This window comes from Flavobacterium procerum (assembly GCF_042431625.1).
GTDB classification, from domain to species: domain Bacteria; phylum Bacteroidota; class Bacteroidia; order Flavobacteriales; family Flavobacteriaceae; genus Flavobacterium; species Flavobacterium procerum.
The window spans coordinates 88,669-114,016 of record NZ_JBHLYW010000001.1 but is presented as its reverse complement, the minus strand read 5'-3'; the positions used below and the strand labels follow the sequence as shown (position 1 = coordinate 114,016).

Sequence of the window (25,348 nt, the reverse complement as noted above, 5' to 3'; positions counted from 1 at the left end):
TCAATAATATTTCCGACTTTTACAAAAACGAATTAAAGTATTTATGCGCCTAATCCAGCTGTACATTTCAAATACTCGGTCAAAAGGATTTTTTTCCAATCCCAAAAAAGGATCTTCTTGGGTCGCTCTTTTTTGGCAGGAAAAAATAACCTTTTGCCTCTCGCAGTTTTCCATTTCCATCTGGGGCGTGTCGACACTCTTTTTCATAACCACTTTTTTATTTTCGCAGCAAGCATTTTCGCAAGAAATAAAAAAAGACAGCATCAAAAGACCCAAAATCGGATTGGTTCTAAGCGGCGGAGGCGCCAAAGGATTTGCGCATATCGGAGTTTTAAAAGTACTGGAAGAAGCCGGAATCAAAATCGATTATATTGGCGGAACCAGCATGGGCTCTATAATCGGAGGTCTTTATGCTTCGGGATACAATGCCTCACAAATTGATTCTATTTTCAAAAAAACCAATTTTGACGAATTAATAAACGATTATATTCCACGTTCGTCTAAAAACTTTTATGGCAAAAAAAATGACGAATTGTACGCCATCGTTTTGCCTTTCAGCAATTTGAGAGTAGGAATTCCAGAAGCGCTTTCTAAAGGAATGTACAACTATAATTTATTAAGCGATCTAACTCGAAATGTTCGTCATGTACGTGATTTCAATAAACTTCCGACACCTTTTCTATGCATCGGAACCAATATTGAAACCGGAGAAGAAGTTTTGCTCAACAAAGGAAATCTGGTTCAGGCCATGATGGCAAGTGCGGCTTTTCCTTCGTTGTTTACTCCTGTAGAAATAGACGGTAATTTATTAGTAGACGGTGGTGTTGTAAACAATTATCCGATAAAAGAAGTACGCAATCTTGGAGCCGACATTATTATTGGCGTTGATGTTCAGGATGATTTGATGAAACGAAAAAACCTTAAAAATGCCACTAGGATTTTGGTTCAGATTACGAACCTTCAGTCTATTGACAAAATGAAAAACAAAATCAAAAACACCGATGTATATATCAAACCGGATATTCGCGATTATGGTGTTATTTCGTTTGACAAAGGAGAAGAAATCATTCGAAAAGGAGAAGAAGCCGCTTTTGCAGTTTATGAAAAAATCAAAGCGCTGGTTCCTGAAACCGAGTATTACAAAAAGCCGAAACTCAAATTAGCTACAGATACTTTACAAATCAAAAAAATAAACACCGACCAGCTTGATAATTATACAAAAGAGTACATTCGCGGAAAACTGCGATTCAAGCCCGGAAGCACTATTACCTATGATGATTTAAAAACTGGAATCAATAATCTGAATGCAACACAGAACTTCAGTGCGATTTCGTATTGTCTGCAACCAGATGAAGGTCAGGATGATTTGGATTTGGTTTTAAAAGAAAATCCGACACAAACTCATTTAAAACTTGGACTTCATTACGACGGACTTTATAAAAGTGCTGTTTTACTTAATCTTACGCATAAAAAAACATTCTTGAAAAATGATGTCACTTCACTTGATATTATTTTAGGAGATAATTTCAGATACGATTTTAATTATTATGTTGAAAACGGATTCAACATCAGTTTTGGTTTTCGATCTAGATTAAATCAGTTTAACAGAAATGTGACCACAAGCTTAAGCAATATTATTTCGCAAAATCCAAATTTTGGCCTTATCAATGTAGATTTTATGGATTTGAGCAATCAAGCCTATTTTCAGACCATTTTTGTACAGAAGTTTTTAATGGGCGGTGGTCTGGAATACAAGTATTTAAAAATAAACTCGCCAACGCTTATCAACGAAGAAAACATAATAGACAAAAGCAGCTATGTAAGCGCTTTCGGTTATCTAAAATACGACTCTTTTGACGATAAATATTATCCAAGTTCTGGTGTGTATTTTTCTACAGATTTGCAGACTTATTTGGCTTCTTCGGATTATACCAAAAAATTCCAACCGTTTTCTATTGCCAAAGCAGAACTGGGTTTTGTAAGAACCTTATTTAGAAAAGCAACTGTAAAAATTGGAGCAGATGCCGGATTTAATATAGGAAGTGACAGCGTGCCTTATTTCGATTTTATATTTGGAGGTTACGGATACAACAAAATCAATAATTTCAATTATTTCTACGGGTATGACTTTTTAAGTATTTCTGGAAACAGTTTTATAAAAACAGACATTACCTTGGATTATGAAATTTTTAAAAAGAATCATATTAATTTTTCTGCCAATTTTGCCAATTTAGGAGACGATATTTTCACCTCTGTAGATTGGATATCCATGCCAAAATATACAGGTTATGCTTTGGGTTACGGATTAGAAACTATCATCGGACCAATAGAAATCAAGCAGTCATGGTCGCCAGAAATGTCAAAAAGTTTTACGTGGTTCAGTATCGGTTTCTTATTTTAGCAATAAACATTTTTCCCATATATTTGGCTGAATAAAAAAGCATCTTGAATTAATTTAATGCTAAAAAAATGTAATTTGTAATTTCAATTAATAAAAATTACGATATTTGCTGTGATGAAAACTAAATGGACAGGTTTATTAGAGTATCTTCAATTCTTAATCAAGAGAAATCCTGAATAATGACTCTATCGAATTGAGATAAATTAGTCAATTAAAAATTGGCTATAGACTCTGCAATTCCAATTTTCGATTTATCTAATTTACAAATTATCTAATTGAAAAAGCCATGCCACTATATCACAAACTTGGGGATTTCCCTCAAAAAAGACACACCCAATTCGAAAAACCAAACGGCGGATTTTACTACGAACAGTTATTTGGAACAGAAGGTTTCCATGGACATTCGTCATTATCTTATCATGTTCACAGACCAACTCAGGTTAAAGAAATTCTAAATTCTTATTCGGTTGAGCCAAAAATTGCAATCGGAAAAAACATAAAATCACTTCTTTTTAAAGGTTTTGAATTGAAACCAGAAAACGACTTTTTAGATAGCCGAAAAGCAATGTTAGTAAATAAAGACTGTATTATTGGTTTGGCTGCGCCGAAAGAATCACTTCGAAATTATTTCTACAAAAATGCCGATGCCGATGAAATGCTTTTCATCCATAAAGGAAAAGGAAAATTAAGAACCATGTTAGGAAATATTCCGTTTGAATATGGCGATTATTTAATTATTCCGCGTGGCATTATTTACCAAATTGAATTTGAAACAGAAGAAAACAGACTGTTTTATGTAGAATCGTATTCTCCATTTTATACTCCAAAACGTTATAAAAACCAATCTGGACAACATTTAGAGCATTCTCCATTTTGTGAGCGTGATTTTATTTTGCCAAACGAATTGGAAACACACGACGAAAAAGGTGACTTTTTAATTAAAATCAAAAAAGAAGGCATGATTCACGAAGTGGTTTATGCAACGCATCCTTTTGATGTTGTGGGTTGGGATGGATATAATTTCCCATACGGATTTTCAATTCACAATTTCGAACCTATAACGGGACGTGTTCACCAACCGCCTCCGGTACACCAAACTTTTGAAACGGCCACTTTTGTCGTTTGTTCTTTCTGCCCTAGACTTTACGATTATCATCCGAAAGCAATTCCGGCGCCATACAATCACAGCAATATAGATTCTGACGAAGTACTCTATTATGTAGATGGCGATTTTATGAGTCGTAACAATATTGAGCAAGGTCATATTACTTTACATCCAAAAGGAATTCCACACGGTCCCGCGCCAGGTGCAATGGAACGTAGTATTGGTCATAAAGAAACTCAGGAATTAGCTGTAATGGTTGATACTTTCAGACCTTTGATGGTTACGGAAGAAGCAATGGGATTAGATGACGGTCAGTATTACAAATCTTGGTGTGAATAAACTTCACTTTCGATCTAACCGCAAAGTTCGCAAGGATTTTACGCAAAGATCGCTATAAAAAAACTTTGCGAACTTTGCGATTTTCTTAGCGCCTTTGCGGTTAAAAAAAACAAACACAACACTTCGGTTTTATCAAATAACCGATTAAACAAATAAACATCATGTCAAAAGAAGTAAAATCAGTAGAATACGGATTAGAGAAAATATTTGAAGGAGCACAAGATTTCCTTCCATTATTAGGTACAGATTATGTAGAATTTTACGTAGGGAATGCAAAACAATCTGCACATTATTACAAAACAGCTTTCGGATATCAGTCATTGGCTTACGCCGGATTAGAAACTGGAGTAAAAGACAGAGCCTCTTACGTTATCAAACAAGATAAAATCAGAATTGTTTTGACAACGCCATTAACTGCTGATTCTCCAATCAACGAACATTTGAAAAAACACGGCGACGGAGTAAAAGTGGCCGCACTTTGGGTTGAAGATGCTACAAAATCTTACGAAGAAACAATGAAACGTGGTGCGCGTTCTTTTATGGAACCAACTGTTGAGGAAGATGAGTTTGGACAAGTTGTTCGTTCTGGAATTTACACTTACGGAGAAACGGTTCATATTTTCGTAGAAAGAAAAAACTATAACGGAGTTTTCTTGCCAGGTTATAAAGAATGGAAATCAGACTACAATCCAGAACCAACCGGATTAAAATACATCGATCACATGGTTGGAAATGTAGGCTGGAATGAAATGAATACTTGGGTAAAATTTTACGAAGACGTAATGGGATTTGTGAATTTCCTTTCTTTTGATGACAAACAAATTACTACAGAATATTCTGCTTTGATGAGTAAAGTAATGTCAAATGGAAACGGAAGAATCAAATTCCCAATCAACGAACCGGCCGAAGGAAAGAAAAAATCACAAATTGAAGAATATTTAGATTTCTACGGTGGACCTGGAATTCAGCATATCGCTATTGCGACAGATGATATTATTAAAACAGTATCTCAATTAAGAGCACGTGGCGTTGAATTTTTGTCAGCTCCTCCTCATACATATTACGAAGCAATCCCAGAAAGATTAGGTGTTCACATGGATATGATGAAAGAAGATTTAAACGAAATCGAAAAATTGGCCATCATGGTTGATGCCGATGAAGATGGTTACCTTTTACAAATATTTACCAAGCCAGTTCAGGACCGACCGACGCTTTTCTTCGAAATTATTCAAAGAATGGGTGCAAAAGGGTTCGGTGCAGGTAACTTTAAAGCCCTTTTTGAGTCGATTGAAAGAGAGCAAGAATTGCGAGGAACACTGTAAAATGTTAATTTTCACTCACAAAACCGTATAATTCTCCAAAAAACGATGCTTTTTTTGCAAATGTTATGTTAAACTTGACTTTTGCTATTTGATTTTTGAACTTTCTATCTATCTTTGCACCGCAAAACAAGAAGGGGTGGTTTCCTTCTTAATTGATATAAATTTCATAATTTATAGTTTTTTGGTTAGTTAATAGCATAAAAACTCAGTCAGTACTTGACTGAGTTTTTTTGTTTTGGTAAATTTGGAATAGAATTTGCCTTTAATACAAATAAACAGACAAATGTAATTATGAAAAAACTCATTCTCATTATATTAATCCTTACAACATTTAGTTTCGATTCTCAAAAAGAAGATGCTTTTAACACAGGAGAATATTTTAAATTCCGAATTCATTACGGAATAGTAAATGCCGGCTACGCCACTCTCGAGATTAAAGACGCCACCATCAGTAATAAAAAAGTTCATCACGCCGTGGGTAAAGGTTACACAACCGGTATGTCTAAATTCTTTTTTAAGGTCGAAGATTTATACGAAAGTTACTTTGACAAAGAAACCGGAAGTCCCTATCGTTTTGTTCGAAAAATAGACGAAGGCGGTTACACCAAAAATCAGGAAGGTTTTTTTAACCAGACTGAAAACAAGGTTCTGGTTAAAGACTACAAACGAAAATCAGAAAAAACAATTGTAGTTACAGAAAACGTACAAGACATTGTATCCTCTTTTTACTATTTAAGAAATCATCCGAATATTGACAAACTTAAGTCTGGAGAGGCGATAATTATTGATATGTTTTTTGATGACGAAATCACAAAATTTAAGTTAAAATATGTAGGTCGTCAAGATATTACAACTAAATTTGGAAAAATTTCAACAATGGTTTTTAAACCATCTGTCCAAACTGGAAGAGTATTTAAAGAAGAAGAAAGTCTAACGCTTTGGATTACAAATGATGTCAACAAAGTTCCCATTAGAATCAAAGCAGATTTAGCAGTCGGATCTTTAAAAGCAGACCTTGACGATTATAAAGGATTACAAAGTCCACTTAAAGTAAAAAAATAATGAATACTACGGATCATTCTGAAGAGATCTTAAAAGAAATTGATTTAAAATATCAAGCCATCAAACAAAAAACTGATGTACAATTAGAAGGATTGCTTTGGGCTAAACCAATCACTTATTGGGATTATATTCAAACCGACGCTCTTTTAAATTTACAAATACAACGCACTACACTTCCTGATGAAATGGTATTCATTATGTACCATCAGGTAAATGAATTGATTTTCAAAATGATTTTGTGGGAAATCGACCAAATTGCCGAAAAAGAAAATATCGAAGTTGCTTTTTTCAGCGAAAGATTATCAAGAATTACGAGATATTTTGACATGCTTACCAATTCGTTCAGTATTATGGAAAACGGAATGGAAGTTGACCAATATATGAAATTCAGAAATACACTTACACCTGCAAGTGGTTTTCAAAGCGCACAATATCGAATGATTGAATTTGCATCTACTGATGTTATCAATTTAACCGATCGCAGATACAAGGCAAATTTTGACGAAAACACCGATATCGAAACCAGTTTCGAACATCTATATTGGCAGGCTGCCGGAAAAGATTATCACACTGGCGAGAAATCATACCTGCTTCAAGAATTCGAAAACAAATACAAAGTTTCGTTTTTGAGACAAATGTCAACTTTCAAGACAAAAAATATCTGGCAGAAATTTTCTCAGCTTCCAGAAAAAGACCAACAAAATCCAGAACTAATTTCGGCAATGCGCCATTACGATAAAACCGTGAATATCACTTGGGTTATGCAGCATCTTAATACTGCTAGAAAGTACATTTTGGAAAGCGGAAAAGGCAATGGAGAAGCTACAGGAGGAAGTGACTGGCAAAAATATATGCATCCAAAATACCAAAGACGCATCTTTTTTCCTAAATTGTGGACCGAAGAAGAATTGTCCAATTGGGGAAATGAAACCGACGTTTAATTTCTCCACATAAAATCCAAATAGTTTGAAAAAAGCAGTCGTAATTTTAATTGTCTTGTTTTCGATTTTCTCCTGCAATAAAAAAGAAGAAACCATAGTAGAGAACAAAATTACCAAACCAAAAACCAAAAAAGTAGAATTCGGTTTTAATTACGCTGATTTTAATGTTGTAAATGATACCATTTCAAAAGGAGATTCTTTCGGTTCTATTTTACAGAGCCAGAACATCGGAGATAAAAAAGTCCATAACATTGTAGAACAAGTTAAAGATTCTTTCAATGTGCGTTCTATCCGCTACAACAAACCTTTTACTTTACTAAGAGCAAAAAACAAAACGAATAATTTACAGGTTTTTATTTACCAGCCAGACGCTTTAACGTATTATGTTGTCGATTTGCGAGATAGCGTCGCAAAAGCTTATAGAAGAATAAAACCGGTTACACTAAAACGAAAAATAATCGGAGGGGTTTTAAAAAGCTCTTTGTCTGAAACTTTAGGAAACGAAAGCGTTGAAGCCGCACTTGCTGGCAGAATTACAAAAGTGTTTTCTTGGTCTATTGACTTCTTCAAACTTAAAAAAGGAGATCGTTACGGATTAATCTTCACAGAAAGATTCATCAACAACAAAACCTATGACGGCGTTGAAGATCTTGAAGCCGCTTTTTTTGAATACAAAGGCAAAATCGTTTATGCATTCCCTTTTCAAAAAGATACCATTTCTGGGAAAATAGAATATTATGATGATGAAGGAAAAACACTGAAAAACTTTTTCTTGAAAACGCCAATTAAATTCAGCCGAATCACTTCTCGATTTACTATGAATCGTTTTCATCCGGTACAGCATACCTGGAAAGCACACAAAGGAACGGATTATGCAGCGCCAACCGGAACTCCGATTTCGACCACAGCTTCGGGAATTGTGGAAACAACCGGATATACAGCAGGAAACGGAAACTTTGTAAAAGTAAAACACAACGGAACCTACTCTACGCAATATTTACACATGTCTAAAATCCTCGTTCGTCGTGGACAGCGCGTAACGCAAGGCCAGACCATCGGTTTGGTTGGAAGTACAGGTTTGGCTTCTGGTCCCCACGTATGTTACCGCTTCTGGAAAAATGGCGTTCAAGTTGATGCACTTCGTTTGAATCTTCCAACAGGAGAATCACTTACAGGAAATGACAGAACTCGTTTTCTGAGTCAGATTGAACCTTTGAAGAGAGAATTGGATAGTATTGGGAATTTGTAAATAAATCTTCTTTATAAGTTTTATAAAATCCAAAAGTTATGAAGAGTACACGTTTAAGAACGACTTACCACGAAACTTTTTCTGGTCTAAAACTATTTTACAGAGACACCAATCTCTCTGAAAATATAATTTCAAATTATAAAATCGGACAGATTATTCAAGAAAAAGGTTTTACTGATATGAGTTCGATTGGCGGCGGACTTTCTGGAAATTTAAGATATCTAATTGCTAGCGCTCACGCGAAAGATTTATCAAAATTCAATCCGGATTCTGCTAAAATTGGCCATTATCTTTTAGACTCTATTGCTTATTTTAAGGTTTTGGACATACAGAAAAGTGGAGACAAAACTCAGGTTTTTCTTTTGAACATTCCTGATAACTCATTGACGCTTTTCAAAAATTCAACTTCTAATTTAGAAGAAGAAATTATCGAAAAAGCCCGAAAAAAGTTTAGTGATAAAAAAGATAGCGCACTAATTTCGGAATTGCAGACAGAAAGCTGGAAAGAGAGAACCAAGCTTCCAATCGGAATGGATGAAAATGGAGAATTGTTTTTTGACGATTCAAAAATCAAGAGCGAGTCCTTCAAAAAAATAGAAATTGATATTGCTAAGAAAATTATTCATGTGAATAAAAAACCTTGGTGGAAGTTTTGGTAACATAAATTTAGAATCCAAAACAGTAATCAATTTCATTTACTGCCTTAAGGGAAATTTTTAATTACATTTATCCCCTCAAAATCAAATCATAAATGACTGAAAACTTTATCACTTTTAGAAAATTATCAACACTGTCTCAAGCAAAAGAACTTGAATTATTATTAAATCTGAATCATATCAAAACTGTTTTAGGAGATAATATTCCGCCAGTTGATATTACTTTTTCTGGAAGCACCGTTCAAAATCAATATGAAGTAAAAATAGACCCCTCAGATTTTGAAAAAGCAGAAGCCATTCTTGAAAAAGACACCGAAAAACTTCTGAATGAGATAGACAGCGATTATTATTTGCTAAGTTTTACAAACGAAGAATTGTATGAAGTTCTTCTAAAAGCAGATGAGTGGAATGTTTTCGATTATAAATTAGCTCAAAAACTCTTAACCGAACGAGGCAAAAATATTGACCCCGAAATGCTGCAGTCTTTAAAAAACGAACGTCTAAAGATTCTAGCAAAACCCGAAGAAAACCAAAAACCATGGATTATTGCTGGATATCTATTTTCGCTTTTGGGAGGCGGTATCGGAATTGTAATTGGTTATTCTCTTTGGACTTCTAAAAAAACACTTCCAAATGGAGAACGAATCTATTCTTACAATACGGTAGACAGAAGTCATGGCAAAACTATATTTATCATTGGCTGCATTGTTTTTCCGCTTGCGATTCTGCTTAAAATTTTAGCGAAAACGAGTGGCGAGATCTAAAACTGTCGTTTATAAATAAACAGTTTTTCGAATTACGTCTTAAGGTTCAATTCATAAAACGTTTTCGCAACTAATTGTTATATAATCGTGAACCTTTAAGCTATTAAAAGTAATTTCAGTATTTTTGTTCTTTCAAAAAACAAACTCAATTATATATAAAAATGGCTTTAAACACAACCAACCCAACCGGGACTGAAGCGTGGAAAAATCTGCAAAACCATTACAACGCAATTCACAAAACCACAATACAAGAATTGTTTCAACAAGATAATGACCGTGCAGCAAAATTTAACCTGCAGTGGAATGACTTTTTGGTAGATTATTCTAAAAACAATATCAGTCAGGAAACCATTTCTCTTTTACTGGAATTGGCAAATTCAATTGGACTAAAAGATGCCATTGATGCTTATTTCGGAGGAGACCTGATTAACCAGACAGAAAACCGTGCTGTTTTGCACACCGCTTTGCGCGCGCCAAAAACGGCAGTTATAAAAGTTGACGGAGAAAATGTGATTCCGGAAGTTTACGAAGTAAAAAACAAAATCAAACAATTTACTGAAGAAGTAATTTCTGGTCAAAGAAAAGGTTTTACAGGAAAAGCTTTTACTGATGTTGTAAACATTGGAATTGGTGGTTCTGACCTTGGGCCAGTTATGGCAGTTGAAGCTTTACAGTTTTACAAAAACCACTTAAACACACATTTTGTTTCGAATGTTGACGGAGATCATGTCAATGAGATAATCAAAAAATTAAATCCTGAAACTACTCTTTTTGTAATCGTTTCTAAAACCTTTACAACTCAGGAAACATTGACCAATTCTGAAACCATAAAAGAATGGTTTTTGAAATCGGCTAAACAGGAAGATATAGCAAAACATTTTGCTGCGGTTTCTACAAACATTCAAAAAGTAACCGAATTCGGAATTAATCCAGACAATGTTTTCCCAATGTGGGACTGGGTTGGAGGAAGATTTTCTTTATGGAGTGCTGTTGGATTGAGTATTGCATTGGCAATTGGTTTTGACAATTACAATGACTTACTGAAAGGCGCTAACGAAACAGACGAACATTTCAAATCGGCAGAATTTGACAAAAACATTCCAGTAATTTTGGCTTTATTAAGCGTTTGGTACAATAATTTTTATGGTGCTGAAAGCGAGGCTTTAATTCCATACACACAATATTTATCTAAACTGGCTCCATACTTGCAACAAGCGACTATGGAAAGTAACGGAAAAAGTGTTGGACGTGACGGAAAACCTGTAAATTACCAAACCGGAACTATTATTTGGGGAGAACCAGGAACCAATTCGCAACATGCATTTTTCCAGCTGATTCATCAGGGAACTAAAATAATTCCGACTGATTTTATCGGATTCATCAAACCTTTGTATGGAAACGACAATCACCACGACAAATTAATGTCGAACTTTTTTGCACAAACAGAAGCCTTAATGAGCGGAAAAACGGAAGCTCAGGTGCAAGCAGAATTTGACAAACAAGTACTTGCGGCAGACAAAGCAGCCTACTTGAAGCCTTTTAAAGTTTTTACAGGAAACAAACCAACGAATACCATTTTAATCCAGAAACTGACACCAAAAAGTTTAGGTTCGCTGATTGCTTTGTACGAACATAAAATCTTTGTTCAAGGTGTTATCTGGAATATTTTCAGTTTTGACCAATGGGGAGTTGAATTAGGAAAACAGCTTGCGAACTCAATCTTAGAAGAAATTAACACAAAAAGCGTTAAAAATCATGACAGCTCTACTTCATTTTTGCTAAATCATTTTTTGCAAAACAAGTAAAACAATAATTTAAACATACAATAATATTTACGAAACGCCTTAATCTTGATTTGATTAAGGCGTTTTTTCGTATAAATTTATAACGAAAACAGAAAAATAAGTCTTTTTTGTGAGTTTTTACGTATATTCAAATAAAAATCATTATCGATTTAACAAAAAACATTAACGAAAATTCAATTAAACTTTATTTTTTTTAATAAAAAAAGAAGAAATCATTTTAATACGCAACATAAAAGACAAAACTTGCTTTTCTTAACATTTCGATAACACTAACTGATTAATTTGTTATAATTTTGCCAAAAACAATAAACGAAAAAACAAATGAAGAAAATGAAAAATTGGTTACTGACTGGACTATTCTTTATGATAGTTTCGACCGTATTTTCTCAAGGAAAAATTTCTGGAACAATTACAGATGGGACAAATTCATTACCAGGTGCTAATGCAGCTGTAAAAGGAAGCTCAGATGCAGCAACTAGTGATTTTGACGGTAAATTTACAATTACTACTTCGGCTACTTCTGGAGAAATTGTAATTTCTTACTTAGGTTACGAAACAAAAACAGTTTCTTTTACCGTTTCAAATGGCGGTACAGTTAATCTTGGAACTATTATTTTAAGTTCTGATGACAACCAGCTAGAAGAAATTGTAGTTATGGGTAAGGGAATTATCGACTTAGCAAAAGACAGAAAAACGCCTATTGCAGTTTCTACAATTAAAGCAGCTGATATTCAGGCAAAAGTTGGTACTGCAGACGTTACTCAAACAATGGTAAATACACCTTCTGTATATGTAGCAGGACAAGCTGGTGGATATGGAGATTCAAGAATCACAGTTCGTGGTTTTGCTCAAGACAACACAGCTTTCTTATTAAATGGTCAGCCAATTAACGGAATGGAAGACGGTAAAATGTACTGGTCTAACTGGTCTGGTATGTCTGACATTGCAAATGCAATTCAAATTCAAAGAGGTCTTGGTTCATCTAAATTAGCAATTTCTTCAGTAGGAGGGACAGTTAACTTTATTACAAAAGCTACTGACAAACAAGAAGGAGGTTTTGTTTCTTTAGGTGTTGCAAATGACAACTACTTTAAAACTACTGCTGCTTACAATACAGGTATGAGCAAAAGCGGATGGGGAACAAGCGTAATGTTATCTCACTGGCAAGGTGACGGATACAATGACGGGACAAGAGGAGAAGGTCAAACTTACTTTATCTCTGTTGGTTATAAAGCAAATGACAAACACAGTTTCAACTTTTTGTTAACAGGTGCTCCACAATGGCACGATCAAAACTTTACAAAATCTGTTGACAGTTATTTGAAATACGGAAGAAAATACAACAATAACTGGGGATACTTAGACGGAAAATACAAGTCTGAGAGAACTAACTACTACCACAAACCAGTTGCTAACTTGAACTGGGATTATGATATCAGCGATAAAACACAACTTTCTACTGTCCTATACGGATCTTGGGGAAGAGGTGGAGGAACCGGAAACTACGGTACAAAACCTACAACACCAGCTGGAGGACAAATCAACTTTGACGGAATCTACGCGAGCAACCAAGGTATTGTTGACGGAACAGGAAATGCTGATGGAAGAAGTACAAACGGCGCATACGTAATTAGAGCAAGTGTTAACAACCATGCTTGGTACGGATTAGTATCTAACTTAAAAAATCAGTTAACTGACAATTTAGCTTTAAACATTGGTCTTGATTTAAGAACTTACAAAGGAACTCACTTCAGACAAGTTGCTGACTTCGTAGGATTATCAAGTTGGACAGACACAAGAGTTCTTAAAAATGGAAATAGCGAACCAAGCGGTATCTCAAAAAGTAACTACGTTACTGAAATTGGAAGAGCATTACCTTGGCCAGCAACTTTCAAAACACTAGGAGAAGATCAGAGAATTGATTACGATTATGGAGAAACTATTTCTTATGGTGGTGTATTTGGTCAATTAGAATATTCTAACGATAGCTTCTCTGCTTTCTTCCAAGGATCACTTTCTAATCAGTCACACCAAAGAGTTGACAGATTTGATTACTTACCAGAGAATCAAGATTCTAAAAAAGTAAACAATGTTGGATATAATGTTAAAGGAGGTACAAGCTATAAATTTGCTGAAAATCATAGTATTTATGCAAATGCTGGTTACTACAACCGTCAGCCTTACCACGATAACATCTACTTGAACTTTACAAATGCTGTTAACCCTTTAACAGAAAATGAAAAAATCTTCGGTCTTGAGGCTGGATATACTTTCTCATCAAGAGTAATTACTGCAAGTGTAAATGCTTACAGAACTTCTTGGAAAGACAGAGTTACAACATCATCTACTACAGCTCTTGCTGCTGATGTTACTAAATACCCTTCTCTTCAATTAGGAGATTTGATCTACAGAACAAACGAAGGTACAGAACAAGTACACACTGGTGTTGAGTTAGATTTTGCGGCTAAACCAATAAAAGATCTTAGCTTAACAGGATTCCTATCTATCGGAGACTGGCAGTACCAAGGTAATGTTGTTACTACTACAAGAGATGAAAGTTTAGCAACTTTAGACAGAGTACAACAAGATGTTGATGGCGGAAAAGTTGGAGATGGTGCTCAAGTAAGCTACGGTTTAGGATTTAGATATGAAATCGTTAAAAATCTATCTGTAGATTCAGACTGGAGATACTATGACAAATTATACTCAAATGTTGGAGCTGTAAAAAACAACTTAGAATTACCAAGCTACGATTTAGTTGATGCAGGTATTTCATACAAATTGTTCATTGGAAAAGGAAAACACGATTCTATCGGATTCAGAGTAAACGTTAACAACGTATTTGATGAAGTTTATTTATCTGAATTAACTACAGCTACTGCTGTAACACCTACTTCAGTTAACTATAAAGGAATTAACGTTGCTAATACTGGTTTCTTTGGTTTAGGAAGAACTTGGAACTTTAGTTTACGCTACAACTTCTAAGAATTTAGAATCTAAATAAATAATAAAAACGGCATTGACTTTTAAGGTTAATGCCGTTTTTTTATGGTCATTTTTGCTATATTTGTTTGAAACAAAAAACAACCGTTTATGTATAATTTTATAAAACACCTCCATTCGGGATGGGCATACCTTGCCTTATTGCTTTTGCTTATCGCGGTGGTAAATTCAGTAATTGGTTTAACTTCAAAAAGGGATTTTTTTGCTAAAGACCGTAAAATTGCCTTATTCGCCCTTATTGGAACACATACACAATTTCTGATTGGAATTATTATCTATTTTGTATCTCCTAGCGGATTTGCACTTTTAGGAAACATGCAACCTGAAGCTCGCTTAACTTCTTTGGAGCATCCAACAATTAATTTAATCGCGATTGCCCTTATCACTATTGGGTGGTCTAAACATAAAAAGCTAATCAACAGCGAAGCAAAATTCAAGACTTTCGCTATATTTTACGGATTAGGATTGTTGCTTATTTTAAGCAGAATTCCGTGGACCCTTTGGTTCGCAAAAACCAACTAAAAGCCCTAAATTCAGGGTTTTTTTTATCTCGGCATATTATTTGTACAAACTCCCCCAAGTCTGAAAAAAAAATAACCTATGAGAAATAAAAAAAATATTTTATTCGCCACAATTGCATTACTTTTAATAAGCAGCTTTACTTACAGCCAGACAAAATCTGCTGCTGAACCAAAAACCAATCAGGACACCGCAAAAATTATTAGACCCAATATACTTGCTATTCCGACAGACTCTATTTTTACCGACAAAGGTCTGGTTCTGAAACCTTACAAAAAAAATGCTCACGCCTCTTATTACTCCGATAAATTTAACGGAAGAAAGACCGCAAACGGAAGCAGATTCAACAATAACAAATACACTGCGGCACACAAAAAACTTCCTTTCGGAACTCGTGTAAAAGTAACCAACGAAGCCAACGGTAAATTTGTAATCGTAAAAATCACGGATCGTGGCCCATTCGTAAAAACACGCGAAATTGACCTTTCAAAAAGAGCTTTTATGGAAATCACCAAACACAAAGGTGCAGGTGCGATGAAAGTAACAATTGAAACCATTATAGAATAAAAAAAATCCCGCTCTAAAGCGGGATTTTTTTTTATTCTTGTTTTATCTTAAAAATTACATTATCAATGAACTACAAAATTGGCAGTTTGTAAAAACAAAAAATTACTGATTTAACCCAGACATTACGTAAGAATTTATCTTTGTTTTAAAAATTATATCTATATTTATCTCCATATCATTTAAAAGATATTTTTTTAATAAATGGAGCTATCACTAAATAAGTTTCTTGAAAATTGGACAAACAATCCAGACGTAATTGCCATCCTTTTGACAGGCAGTTATGCAATTGAATTGAATCATGAAAACTCTGACATAGATATTCGAATAATATTGGATAAAAATTGTCAAACTACAAAAGGTTTAATCGAAATTGACGGTTATAAATTTTCATATTTAGCAAGAAGTTATGACAACATAGAAAATCGCATTAAAAGAGAATTTGTGATCAATTGTAAATTTGAAGCGAATGTCATCCGAATTGGTAAAATTCTCTTTCAAAAAAACAATATTGTAAACGACTTAAAAAAAACTGCCGATTATTATCATGAAAGTAATTTCATAACCCGAACCATTTCTGATGATGATTTAAAAACAAATATGTATCATTTGTACAACTACAAAAGCTACTTGGAAACTTTAGAAGATGATTCCCCTTTCTTCATTTATTCTTATATCTCTTTTATGAAACTCGCTTTAAATTTCTATTCTAGGTTTTTAAATATCGAACTTTTTACTGATTTGAAAGTTGAAAAACTGTTAACAAATAAGTTATATCGTGAAAAATCTGGCTGGAGTGAGTTTCCTGATAAAGATTTTTCAAATCTTTGGCAAAATGCTCTTTCTTTAAAAAATATTAACAAAAACAATCTCAGCGAAGTTTTTAATTATTTACAAATTAAAATAATAAATTTTAACGAAAAAAACTATATAATGATTAGACAAGAATAATTTTTTATACATTCGTAATATAAATCTTAAATATAAATTAAAATTATGAAAACTAATCTTAAGTTATCAAAAATTACTATTTCAAAACTTGACAATCTTAATTTTAAACCGTTAGAAAATGGAGAATTAATAAACTTAAAAGGTGGCGGAGGAGATCCTATCAACACAGGAACAAGCACAGTACCTTATGGACCATCTCAAACAAGTCCAGTTAGCGTTGGCCCTGTCATTATATATACTGCTGGTGGCTCGACAGGTTACAACGACACCACGCATCTTTCCAGTTGTCAAGTAGACATAGAAGGGAACTATTCTTATACAGAGTGTATTGGAAGAGACTCTTAACAAGGGAAACAGTATAAAACTTTTAAAATCCAAAACTAAAAAGTTTTGGATTTTTTATTATATTTTTTAAATCAATGAGACTTATAGAAGAAAAAATTCACTTAATAAATGAAAAAATAACTTCTGATTTTAAAACCATCTCTGATGTAGGAGCATTGAATGGATTAGGAGGTTTAGCACTTTTTACTTTTCATTATTCAAAAGCCTTTAACGTTGAAGATAAAACAGGCCGATTAATTTTAGAAAATTGTATCGAAAAAATCAACGATGGATATGACAACCCAACATACTGTAATGGCATAATTGGACTCGGATGGGTTCTAAATTATTTAATTAAAGAAAAGCTTATTAACGAATCGAATAATGAAATCCTTCCCGATATTGATAAATATGCCTATTATTGTTTACAAGAGTCTATAAAAGAAAACAATTTTGATTTTCTACATGGCGCGATAGGTTACGCAAATTACCTAATTGAAAGACTAGAAAATTCAACAGATTCAAATCGAGAGGTAATCGAACAATTACTTTTCCTTTTAATCGAATATTTCGAAACTTTATTTAATAATATACAATTATTCTCAAGAGATCCGAAAGTTATCGTTAAAATGAGTTTTGAAAATAAAGTTGTTTTTGGATTAGCGCATGGAATTTCAAGCATTATATTCATACTCAACAAAATCTCTAAAATACCTAGCTTCAATAAAAAGTCTATATTGTTAGCCATTCAGTATACTGATCATTTACTTAAATACTACAGCCCGGAAAAAAAAGGGATTTCTTTATTTCCAAATTACGAAGATGTTGAAGGAGTTGTCAAATATTGCAGCGCGCTTTCCTGGTGTTCTGGAGATTTAGGAATTGGTTTTAATTTATTAAATACTTCAGTTCGATATAACCATAACGATAATTATAAAAAATTAGGAATTCAAATACTAAAGCATGCTGCAGAAAGGCAAACCTTAGAAGACACTTTACTGCAGTCTACGGGTATCTGTCATGGTTATTTTGGGGCGTATAAAATTTTTTCAAATACATATAAAATAACCAATGACAGTGATTTTGATACCGCAAGCAAATATTGGCTAAACAAAGGACTAGAAAACCTAGAAATAAGCACTAAGTTGGATTTATCTATTTTGTACGGATTATCAGGTATAGGCTTAACACTACTTGAAGTTTTTAAATCGCAACAACTTAATTGGGATAAATCCCTTTTTCTTCACTAAATCTCTTCTTCATACCAAACAGTTAAGCATCATAACCTACATTAAAATTACTAAATGAGCGTTTTTCCATATAAATTATTCACAAATTACATCCTGCGTACCCCTTTGTATCCAGTATCAGACTTATTTGCTTTTTATAAAGAAATTGAAAATAACGAATCTGTCTTCAAAGAAAAATTCAGCAACAATTTAATACAAGAAGCAATTTTTCTTTCTTCACCACCTTTATATTTTTCTTTAAAAAATTGGCTCGACGGAAATCTATCCGATCCAAAAAAAATTGAAAAATTAAAAAATTCACTCACCAAGTATTTAACAAGAATGTCTTCTAGATGTACTCCTTTTGGATTATATGCAGGTTACTCTATCGGGGCTTTTTCTTCAGAAAACAATATAACAGTCGGCCAGTCTAGTGATCATACAAGATACACAAAACTTGACATGTATTATTTAGTCTCTCTTGTTAATGATTTAATTCAAGATTCTAGAATTCGAGATAATATACATTTCTCTTCCAATTCGACTCTCTATCATGTTAATAACGAATTGAGATACATCGAGTATAAATATTTTGGATTAAAAAGATCCCATGAAATTGTATCTGTTGAAAAAACAGATGTTTTAGATTTCGTTTTATCTTTTTCAAAAAATGGAAAACTACTTTCGGAAATTGCTGATGAACTCATAAATAAATTTACAGATGTTGATTATAACGATGCTATAGAATTTATAAATGAATTATCAAAAAATCAATTACTGATAAGTGAGTTAGAGCCCTTGTTAATAGGAAATGACTATTTTACTCAATTACAACAAATAATAGCAAAAATTGATAATATTGATGACATAAAAGCGACCATTAAAGATATTGCTTATAGAGTTGAAAATTTAGACTCAAAATTTGAAAATCAAATTTCAGATTATACAAATATACATGAACTATTAAAAGGGTTTAAAACTGCATTTGATTCAAGATTTTTGTTTCAAACCGATTTAAAAATCGAAACAATCGAAAACACTTTAAACAAAAACATAATCAAGGATATCCGAGAAGGAATTATGATTTTAAATCATGTATCACCTTCTGATCAAAGCTATTCGCTGTCAAATTTCAAAAAACAGTTTATAGAAAAATTTGGTGAATCAGAAATTCCGCTATCGCTAGCGTTAGACTCTGAATTTGGTATAGCTTATACTGATAATAGTTTTCATAACATTTTACCAGATGATTCATTTATCAATCATATCGTACTAAATAGGCAAAATGCCTCTTCAGACATAAGACTAAACAAAATTGATGCTTATCTACACCAAAAAATTAGTGACGCATACCGAAAAAACGAACAAAAAATTATTATTGATAAAGATAAACTACCACAAATCAATGACAACTGGAATAATCTTCCCGAAACCATGTCGTTTATAACTGAGTTTATATTTACTGATGGTGAACAAAAAATATTACTAAATGGAGGCGGAGGTTCTACTGCTGCAAATCTTATAGGCAGATTTACCATTGCAGATCGAGAAATTCGCAATTATGCAGAACATATAACTTCGATTGATAAAAATTTTAACGAAGATGTGATATTGGCAGAAATCACACATTTATCAGATGCAAGAGTAGGAAATATTACTTCTAGATCCAATTTATATGAATATGAAATTCCTTATTTGGCCAAATCTGCAAAAAAGACAGAAAATCAAATAACCATAAGTGATTTAGCAGTTTCTGTTAATCATTCTGGAGAAATTATTCTTCGATCGATATCAAAGAATAAAAAAGTAATACCAAGATTAATCAATGCTCATAATTATAGCTATAACAACACCCCTATCTACGTTTTTTTATGTGAATTACAATTAGCAGAAAAAAGAAGATCTATCCAATTAGATTTAGCCAATATTTCTAAGCTATATAAGTTTATTCCAAGAATAGAATATAAAAATATAATCTTTAAAAAGGCTTCTTGGAATTTCAATAAAGAGGACTTAAATAGTCTTTTAAAAATAAAAGATCAAAATCAGCTTTTTATCGCTATAAACGACCTAAGAAAAGAATGGAAAATTCCTCGATACATTAGTTTAATTGAAGCAGATAATGAATTGTTGATTGATTTAGAAAGCAAAAGATCAATTAGTGTAATGCTAGATGTCATTTCAAAAAAAGAAAAAGTAACTTTTGAAGAATTCCTTTTCTCAGATAGAAATCAGATTGTTAAAAGAGGAGAAAGCAATTTTACTAACCAAGTGATTATATCAATTTATAAAGATCAAAAAAACTAACCTCAATGAACAAAGAGATAAAAAAGCGCTTTTTTCCTGGCGACGAATGGCTGTACTACAAAATATATTGTGGTTATAAAATATCTGACACTTTACTGATTGAAATCATCAAGCCTTTTACTGAAGAACTTATTAAAGAAAATTATATAAAAAAATGGTTCTTTATTAGGTATAACGACCCAAACTATCACATTCGGTTTCGACTTGAAGTTACCGATAAACAAAACATCGGGCACATTATAAACAAGTTCAGTAATTTAGCACAAGCATATATAGAGTCTAGATCTGTGTGGATGCTTCAAATCGATTGCTATGATCGAGAAGTAGACCGTTATGGATTAAGTACGATGGAATTATCAGAAGACATATTTTTTAATGATAGTTTAGAAATTACCAATTATCTTTCGAAACATAGAAATGGAGAAACAGAGGACAATTTGATTTCAAAATCTATTTTCAGTCTTACTTTAATTGACTTTTACTTGAGTAATTTTAAATTATCTGATACTCAGAAATTAAAACTTATGGAAAGATTTAGGGATTCTTTTTACAAAGAATTTGATATTAACAAATACAATAAAAAACAAATAGAAAGAATTTATCTTACCCAAAAAGAAACTATTTATAAAGAGCTCCTTGATCCTTCGAATGCAATAAGTAGTATTGCATTAAAAAGAAATATAGAAGAGATTTTAAAAGTCGTTGATCAAAATTCAATAACAGAAAATAAAGTATTTTATTTAATATCAAGTCTCATACACATGTCACTTAATAGACTGTATTATTCTAACAATCGAATTCACGAATTAGTGTGTTATGATGTAATGTGGAAGTTTTATAAATCTAAAATCAGTAGAAACCAATCTCCTGTTTAAGATCCATAAAAATTTAGCCTCAGCTAAAAAACTGAGGCTAAATTTTAAAAAAGAATTATTTAATAATTAAACTAATTTTCGTTGCGCCATTATGATTCCCGTATGAAGTCCTTCATGATAATTATTAAAATCTAAGGCACCTTGAACATGACGAAGCGTAAATCCGATACTTGTAGTGTATTCATGATAATCTACAAAAAGTCCGCTTTCGAAATCATTTTTTGTTTTTTCTAGTGTGGTAGAAAGCAATGTTCTAATTTCATCAACCTCAGCTTGAGAAACATCCCCTTCTGGTTTTGTCCCTTTTTTGTATTTGGCAATAAAATCTTCCGAAACCATTGTTGGAAGACCCGATAATTTATAAACCAAAACTTGCTGCGAAGAAATGCAATGGCCTATATTCCAAATAATATTGTTGTTGAAACCAGCTGGAACTTTATTTAATTGTTCTAACGAATGGCTGTCTAAGATTTTTAAAAGAATTTCTCTAATTGTTTTCTGTACATCAAAAACTGAACTCATAATTTTATTTTTTTCTAAAATTAGTCATTTTTAAGTTTTAAATGGATTTTCTTTGTATTCTAACAAATCATAAAATCATGAACAAAATATATTATTTAGCTTCTTGCGATACCTGTCGCAAAATCATCAAGAGTCTTCCTGAAAATGATTTGGTCTTTCAGGATATCAGACAAGATCCTATTACCGAAGAACAATTGGAAGAAATGCATAAACTTGCTGGAAGTTACGAAGCTTTATTCAGCAGAAAAGCACAATTGTACAAGTCAATGGATTTGAAAAACAAAGATCTTAAAGAAGCTGATTTTAAGAAATACATACTGGAACATTATACTTTTTTAAGCCGTCCGGTTTTTATTATTGACAATAAAATATACATTGGCAACAGCCAAAAAAATGTAGCCGAAGTTATCAAAGCTTTGGCAAATTAATAAAACTAGGTGTCTGAAACGTTCTGACGCGTTAGGGATGGAAGTGGAAATCCTTTTTTTGTCTCGTTTTTTACGAGACAAAAAAAGATTGAAACGGACAGCCCGACCGTAGGGAACGCCCAAAACCTTTTAAAAACTCCGCTCTAAGCAACTATAAAACCTGACTGTAAAGTTTTTTAGTATCTTTGCGCCTTTATACTCAATTATATGATACAATCTATGACAGGGTTCGGCAAAGCATCTCTGCAATTGCCTTCAAAAAAAATTACCGTTGAAGTAAAATCTCTAAACAGTAAAGGTTTAGATTTAAACGTAAGAATGCCTTCTGTTTATCGCGAAATGGAATTAGGTTTGCGAACGCAGATTTCGACCAAACTCGAAAGAGGAAAAATTGATTTTGCTATTTATGTAGAAAGCACTGCCGAACAGACTTCAACTAAAGTAAATGTACCTGTCGTAAAAGCTTATATTGCACAATTGAGAGAGGTTTATGCAGATGCAGATGAAACGGAATTAATGAAAATGGCCGTTCGCATGCCCGACACCCTAAAAACGGAGCGCGAGGAAATTGACGAGAATGACTGGGAGCAAATTCAAGTTATTATTGATGAAGCGCTGCAAAATATTGCTACTTTTAGAAAAGATGAAGGTGCGTCTCTTGAAAGAGAATTCAATTTACGAATCGGAAATATCCGTCAGTTTATGAATGATACACTGGCACTTGATCCAGAACGCATACAAGCTATTAAAGATCGTCTGCAGACTGCCATTTCAGAATTGCAAGTTAATGTAGATGAAAACCGTTTTGAGCAGGAATTGATCTATTATTTAGAAAAATTAGATATTACGGAAGAAAAAGTGCGTTTAGGAAATCATTTAGACTACTTTTTGGAAACGTTAAATGGTTCTGAAGCCAATGGTAGAAAATTAGGTTTTATCACTCAGGAAATGGGACGTGAAATCAACACCATGGGTTCAAAATCGAATCACGCTCAGATGCAGAAACTGGTTGTGATGATGAAGGATGAATTGGAGAAGATTAAGGAACAGGTTCTGAATGTTTTGTAAATACAACATAAAATTAAAGCTCTAGGTATATTACTTAAAGCCAAAAGCATACGCAATGAACAAAGGAAAACTAATTGTTTTTTCGGCCCCTTCAGGATCAGGAAAAACAACGATCGTAAAACATTTATTAGGACAGGAAGATTTAAATCTTGAATTTTCAATCTCAGCTGCCTCACGCGACCCGCGCGGAGAAGAAGTTCACGGAAAAGATTATTATTTTATTTCGTTAGAAGAATTCAAAAAACACATTAAAGCTGAAGATTTCCTAGAATGGGAAGAAGTCTATCGCGATAACTTCTACGGTACTTTGAAATCGGAAATCGAACGTATTTGGGCTTTAGGAAAAAATGTCATTTTTGATATTGATGTTGCGGGCGGACTACGTATTAAACATAAATTCCCAGAACAGACTTTAGCTGTTTTTGTAAAACCACCAAGTGTAGACGAACTGAAAAGAAGATTGAAAGAACGCTCTACAGAAAGCGATGACAAAATCAATATGCGTATTGCAAAAGCTTCTGTAGAATTGGCAACTGCTCCACAATTTGATGTGATTATCAAAAACTACGATTTACCAGTCGCTTTGGAAGAAGCGCATCAATTGGTAAAAGAATTTGTTTCTAAATAGTTAGTAGTCCTTAGTTGTTAGTCCTTAGTGTCTAGCTAATAGTCTATAAACATCAAACTGTAAAATTTAAATGAGCGGTATTAAATCCTATAAAGAATTATTCATTTGGCAAAAAGGAATAAAACTGGTTGTTCTTGTTTATAAACTTACTAAAAGCTTTCCTAAAGAAGAAATATATGCTTTAACAAGTCAGTTAAAAAGAGCCAGCATATCCGTTCCGTCAAATATTGCTGAAGGTTTTGGACGTCAAACGGACAAGTCATTTAATCATTTTCTGAATATTTCCAGAGGTTCTTTGAATGAGATAGAAACACAATTAATTATTGCAAAAGAATTAGAATTTATTTCTGATGATAATTTGTTTAATGAAATTATGTTGTTAATTGAAGAAGAAAGCAAAATGATAAGCGCTTTCGCAAAAAACTTAAAAAACTAAAAATTTAGTACTTAGTGATTAGTCCTTAGTTCTTAGCACTAAAAACTAGGGACTAACCACTAAGAACTAAGCACTAAAACAAAATGAAAATAGGCCTTTATTTCGGAACATATAACCCTATTCATGTTGGTCATTTAATTATTGCCAATCACATGGCAGAATATGCTGATTTGGATCAGATTTGGATGGTGGTTACGCCACATAATCCGTTGAAGAAAAAGGCGACTTTATTAGACGACCAACAGCGCCTTCAAATGGTTTTTCTGGCAACTGAAGATTATCCAAAGATAAAACCTTCGGATATTGAGTTTAAATTACCTCAGCCGAGTTATACTGTTATTACACTCGAACATTTAAAAGAAAAATATCCCAATCATGAGTTTTCTTTGATTATGGGTGAAGACAATCTAAAAACACTTCATAAGTGGAGAAACTACGACGTGATTCTCGAAAATCATGATATTTATGTGTATCCAAGAATTTCCGATGAACCTGAAAATGCGGAATTAAAATCGCATCCAAAAATTCATGTAATTGATGCGCCGATTGTCGAGATTTCTTCGACTTTTATTCGAAATAACATTAAAGAAGGCAAAAATATTCAGCCTTTGCTTCCTCCAAAGGTTTGGGAATATATTGATCATAATAATTTTTATAAGAAATAAACAATTTGAATTGCCTCCAGTTAAAACTGGAGTTTTTTTGTTTCTCAAAGGAATAATTGAACATAATCTTGTCATTTCGACCGAAGGGAGAAATCACACTCGGTATTCGACAAAGATTGGCGATATTCTGTGCGGAGTTTCTAGTGTGATTTCTCCCTTCGGTCGAAATGACAACATTATATAAA

At 33.1% G+C, this 25,348-nt stretch carries 23 protein-coding genes; 22 read left to right on the top strand and 1 reads right to left on the bottom strand.

Annotated elements, in window-relative coordinates:
- Nucleotides 1-43 precede the first annotated feature (43 nt).
- The 17 genes from ACFFLS_RS00450 (at nt 44) to ACFFLS_RS00370 (ending at nt 21,416) form a co-directional block, all read left to right on the top strand.
- Nucleotides 44-2,401, top strand: coding sequence for a patatin-like phospholipase family protein (locus ACFFLS_RS00450; protein WP_379683845.1), 2,358 nt, complete (start codon nt 44-46; stop codon nt 2,399-2,401).
- A gap of 286 nt (nt 2,402-2,687) precedes the next feature.
- Nucleotides 2,688-3,845 (top strand): homogentisate 1,2-dioxygenase, encoded by a 1,158-nt coding sequence (locus ACFFLS_RS00445; RefSeq protein ID WP_379683846.1) that lies wholly within the window; start codon nt 2,688-2,690, stop codon nt 3,843-3,845.
- Between the two features lie 161 nt (nt 3,846-4,006).
- Nucleotides 4,007-5,167 carry a 4-hydroxyphenylpyruvate dioxygenase gene (hppD, locus tag ACFFLS_RS00440; protein WP_379689071.1) on the top strand — a complete coding sequence of 387 codons (1,161 nt, stop codon included), beginning with the start codon at nt 4,007-4,009 and terminating at the stop codon, nt 5,165-5,167.
- A gap of 291 nt (nt 5,168-5,458) precedes the next feature.
- Entirely contained in the window at nt 5,459-6,229 is a 771-nt protein-coding gene (locus ACFFLS_RS00435; RefSeq protein ID WP_379683847.1) for a DUF3108 domain-containing protein, read from the top strand.
- Nucleotides 6,229-7,170: a tryptophan 2,3-dioxygenase family protein gene (locus tag ACFFLS_RS00430; protein WP_379683848.1), complete on the top strand. Its 942-nt coding sequence runs from the start codon at nt 6,229-6,231 to the stop codon at nt 7,168-7,170. Before ACFFLS_RS00435 ends, ACFFLS_RS00430 begins: the two co-directional genes overlap by 1 nt.
- Nucleotides 7,171-7,195: 25 nt before the next feature.
- Nucleotides 7,196-8,419: a M23 family metallopeptidase gene (locus ACFFLS_RS00425; RefSeq protein ID WP_379683849.1), complete on the top strand. Its 1,224-nt coding sequence runs from the start codon at nt 7,196-7,198 to the stop codon at nt 8,417-8,419.
- Nucleotides 8,420-8,457: 38 nt separating this feature from the next.
- Complete coding sequence (locus ACFFLS_RS00420) at nt 8,458-9,078, top strand: hypothetical protein (protein WP_379689069.1); 621 nt, start codon at nt 8,458-8,460, stop codon at nt 9,076-9,078.
- 92 nt (nt 9,079-9,170) lie between these two features.
- Entirely contained in the window at nt 9,171-9,839 is a 669-nt protein-coding gene (locus ACFFLS_RS00415) for a hypothetical protein (RefSeq protein WP_379683852.1), read from the top strand.
- Between the two features lie 161 nt (nt 9,840-10,000).
- Nucleotides 10,001-11,644, top strand: a complete 1,644-nt coding sequence (pgi, locus tag ACFFLS_RS00410) for a glucose-6-phosphate isomerase (protein ID WP_379683853.1) — start codon at nt 10,001-10,003, stop codon at nt 11,642-11,644.
- 330 nt (nt 11,645-11,974) lie between these two features.
- Entirely contained in the window at nt 11,975-14,629 is a 2,655-nt protein-coding gene (locus ACFFLS_RS00405) for a TonB-dependent receptor (protein WP_379683854.1), read from the top strand.
- A 108-nt stretch (nt 14,630-14,737) separates the two neighbouring features.
- Nucleotides 14,738-15,169: a hypothetical protein gene (locus ACFFLS_RS00400; protein WP_379683855.1), complete on the top strand. Its 432-nt coding sequence runs from the start codon at nt 14,738-14,740 to the stop codon at nt 15,167-15,169.
- 78 nt (nt 15,170-15,247) lie between these two features.
- Nucleotides 15,248-15,733 (top strand): septal ring lytic transglycosylase RlpA family protein, encoded by a 486-nt coding sequence (locus tag ACFFLS_RS00395; RefSeq protein ID WP_379683856.1) that lies wholly within the window; start codon nt 15,248-15,250, stop codon nt 15,731-15,733.
- A 201-nt stretch (nt 15,734-15,934) separates the two neighbouring features.
- The gene (locus tag ACFFLS_RS00390; protein ID WP_379683857.1) at nt 15,935-16,681 is read left to right on the top strand and encodes a nucleotidyltransferase domain-containing protein; all 747 of its coding nucleotides are present in this window, start codon (nt 15,935-15,937) and stop codon (nt 16,679-16,681) included.
- A 45-nt stretch (nt 16,682-16,726) separates the two neighbouring features.
- Nucleotides 16,727-17,026 (top strand): hypothetical protein, encoded by a 300-nt coding sequence (locus ACFFLS_RS00385; RefSeq protein WP_379683858.1) that lies wholly within the window; start codon nt 16,727-16,729, stop codon nt 17,024-17,026.
- Nucleotides 17,027-17,100: 74 nt separating this feature from the next.
- Nucleotides 17,101-18,255: a lanthionine synthetase LanC family protein gene (locus ACFFLS_RS00380; RefSeq protein ID WP_379683859.1), complete on the top strand. Its 1,155-nt coding sequence runs from the start codon at nt 17,101-17,103 to the stop codon at nt 18,253-18,255.
- A gap of 54 nt (nt 18,256-18,309) precedes the next feature.
- Nucleotides 18,310-20,541, top strand: coding sequence for a lantibiotic dehydratase family protein (locus ACFFLS_RS00375; RefSeq protein WP_379683860.1), 2,232 nt, complete (start codon nt 18,310-18,312; stop codon nt 20,539-20,541).
- A gap of 5 nt (nt 20,542-20,546) precedes the next feature.
- On the top strand, nt 20,547-21,416 hold the full coding sequence (locus ACFFLS_RS00370) for a thiopeptide-type bacteriocin biosynthesis protein (protein ID WP_379683861.1): 870 nt from the start codon (nt 20,547-20,549) through the stop codon (nt 21,414-21,416).
- A gap of 66 nt (nt 21,417-21,482) precedes the next feature.
- On the opposite strand, the gene ACFFLS_RS00365 is transcribed toward ACFFLS_RS00370, so the two are convergent.
- Nucleotides 21,483-21,938, bottom strand: a complete 456-nt coding sequence (locus ACFFLS_RS00365; protein ID WP_379683862.1) for a DinB family protein — start codon at nt 21,936-21,938, stop codon at nt 21,483-21,485.
- Nucleotides 21,939-22,015: 77 nt separating this feature from the next.
- Here ACFFLS_RS00365 and ACFFLS_RS00360 point away from each other — a divergent pair, with 77 nt between their 5' ends.
- From ACFFLS_RS00360 to nadD, 5 genes are all read left to right on the top strand, one after another.
- The gene (locus ACFFLS_RS00360; RefSeq protein WP_379683863.1) at nt 22,016-22,366 is read left to right on the top strand and encodes an arsenate reductase family protein; all 351 of its coding nucleotides are present in this window, start codon (nt 22,016-22,018) and stop codon (nt 22,364-22,366) included.
- A gap of 207 nt (nt 22,367-22,573) precedes the next feature.
- The gene (locus tag ACFFLS_RS00355; protein WP_379683864.1) at nt 22,574-23,434 is read left to right on the top strand and encodes a YicC/YloC family endoribonuclease; all 861 of its coding nucleotides are present in this window, start codon (nt 22,574-22,576) and stop codon (nt 23,432-23,434) included.
- Between the two features lie 55 nt (nt 23,435-23,489).
- Nucleotides 23,490-24,062 carry a guanylate kinase gene (gmk, locus tag ACFFLS_RS00350; RefSeq protein WP_379683865.1) on the top strand — a complete coding sequence of 191 codons (573 nt, stop codon included), beginning with the start codon at nt 23,490-23,492 and terminating at the stop codon, nt 24,060-24,062.
- A gap of 70 nt (nt 24,063-24,132) precedes the next feature.
- Nucleotides 24,133-24,498 carry a four helix bundle protein gene (locus ACFFLS_RS00345; RefSeq protein ID WP_379683866.1) on the top strand — a complete coding sequence of 122 codons (366 nt, stop codon included), beginning with the start codon at nt 24,133-24,135 and terminating at the stop codon, nt 24,496-24,498.
- An 83-nt stretch (nt 24,499-24,581) separates the two neighbouring features.
- Complete coding sequence (gene nadD, locus ACFFLS_RS00340; RefSeq protein WP_379683867.1) at nt 24,582-25,163, top strand: nicotinate (nicotinamide) nucleotide adenylyltransferase; 582 nt, start codon at nt 24,582-24,584, stop codon at nt 25,161-25,163.
- The last annotated feature ends 185 nt before the right edge of the window (nt 25,164-25,348 follow it).

Bases quoted from the DNA above. Each gene is read 5' to 3' on its own strand.
- ACFFLS_RS00450 (WP_379683845.1), top strand. From the start codon at position 44: ATGCGCCTAATCCAGCTGTACATTTCAAATACTCGGTCAAAAGGATTT.
- ACFFLS_RS00445 (WP_379683846.1), top strand. From the start codon at position 2,688: ATGCCACTATATCACAAACTTGGGGATTTCCCTCAAAAAAGACACACC.
- hppD (WP_379689071.1), top strand. From the start codon at position 4,007: ATGTCAAAAGAAGTAAAATCAGTAGAATACGGATTAGAGAAAATATTT.
- ACFFLS_RS00435 (WP_379683847.1), top strand. From the start codon at position 5,459: ATGAAAAAACTCATTCTCATTATATTAATCCTTACAACATTTAGTTTC.
- ACFFLS_RS00430 (WP_379683848.1), top strand. From the start codon at position 6,229: ATGAATACTACGGATCATTCTGAAGAGATCTTAAAAGAAATTGATTTA.
- ACFFLS_RS00420 (WP_379689069.1), top strand. From the start codon at position 8,458: ATGAAGAGTACACGTTTAAGAACGACTTACCACGAAACTTTTTCTGGT.
- ACFFLS_RS00415 (WP_379683852.1), top strand. From the start codon at position 9,171: ATGACTGAAAACTTTATCACTTTTAGAAAATTATCAACACTGTCTCAA.
- pgi (WP_379683853.1), top strand. From the start codon at position 10,001: ATGGCTTTAAACACAACCAACCCAACCGGGACTGAAGCGTGGAAAAAT.
- ACFFLS_RS00405 (WP_379683854.1), top strand. From the start codon at position 11,975: ATGAAAAATTGGTTACTGACTGGACTATTCTTTATGATAGTTTCGACC.
- ACFFLS_RS00400 (WP_379683855.1), top strand. From the start codon at position 14,738: ATGTATAATTTTATAAAACACCTCCATTCGGGATGGGCATACCTTGCC.
- ACFFLS_RS00395 (WP_379683856.1), top strand. From the start codon at position 15,248: ATGAGAAATAAAAAAAATATTTTATTCGCCACAATTGCATTACTTTTA.
- ACFFLS_RS00390 (WP_379683857.1), top strand. From the start codon at position 15,935: ATGGAGCTATCACTAAATAAGTTTCTTGAAAATTGGACAAACAATCCA.
- ACFFLS_RS00385 (WP_379683858.1), top strand. From the start codon at position 16,727: ATGAAAACTAATCTTAAGTTATCAAAAATTACTATTTCAAAACTTGAC.
- ACFFLS_RS00380 (WP_379683859.1), top strand. From the start codon at position 17,101: ATGAGACTTATAGAAGAAAAAATTCACTTAATAAATGAAAAAATAACT.
- ACFFLS_RS00375 (WP_379683860.1), top strand. From the start codon at position 18,310: ATGAGCGTTTTTCCATATAAATTATTCACAAATTACATCCTGCGTACC.
- ACFFLS_RS00370 (WP_379683861.1), top strand. From the start codon at position 20,547: ATGAACAAAGAGATAAAAAAGCGCTTTTTTCCTGGCGACGAATGGCTG.
- ACFFLS_RS00365 (WP_379683862.1), bottom strand. From the start codon at position 21,938: ATGAGTTCAGTTTTTGATGTACAGAAAACAATTAGAGAAATTCTTTTA.
- ACFFLS_RS00360 (WP_379683863.1), top strand. From the start codon at position 22,016: ATGAACAAAATATATTATTTAGCTTCTTGCGATACCTGTCGCAAAATC.
- ACFFLS_RS00355 (WP_379683864.1), top strand. From the start codon at position 22,574: ATGATACAATCTATGACAGGGTTCGGCAAAGCATCTCTGCAATTGCCT.
- gmk (WP_379683865.1), top strand. From the start codon at position 23,490: ATGAACAAAGGAAAACTAATTGTTTTTTCGGCCCCTTCAGGATCAGGA.
- ACFFLS_RS00345 (WP_379683866.1), top strand. From the start codon at position 24,133: ATGAGCGGTATTAAATCCTATAAAGAATTATTCATTTGGCAAAAAGGA.
- nadD (WP_379683867.1), top strand. From the start codon at position 24,582: ATGAAAATAGGCCTTTATTTCGGAACATATAACCCTATTCATGTTGGT.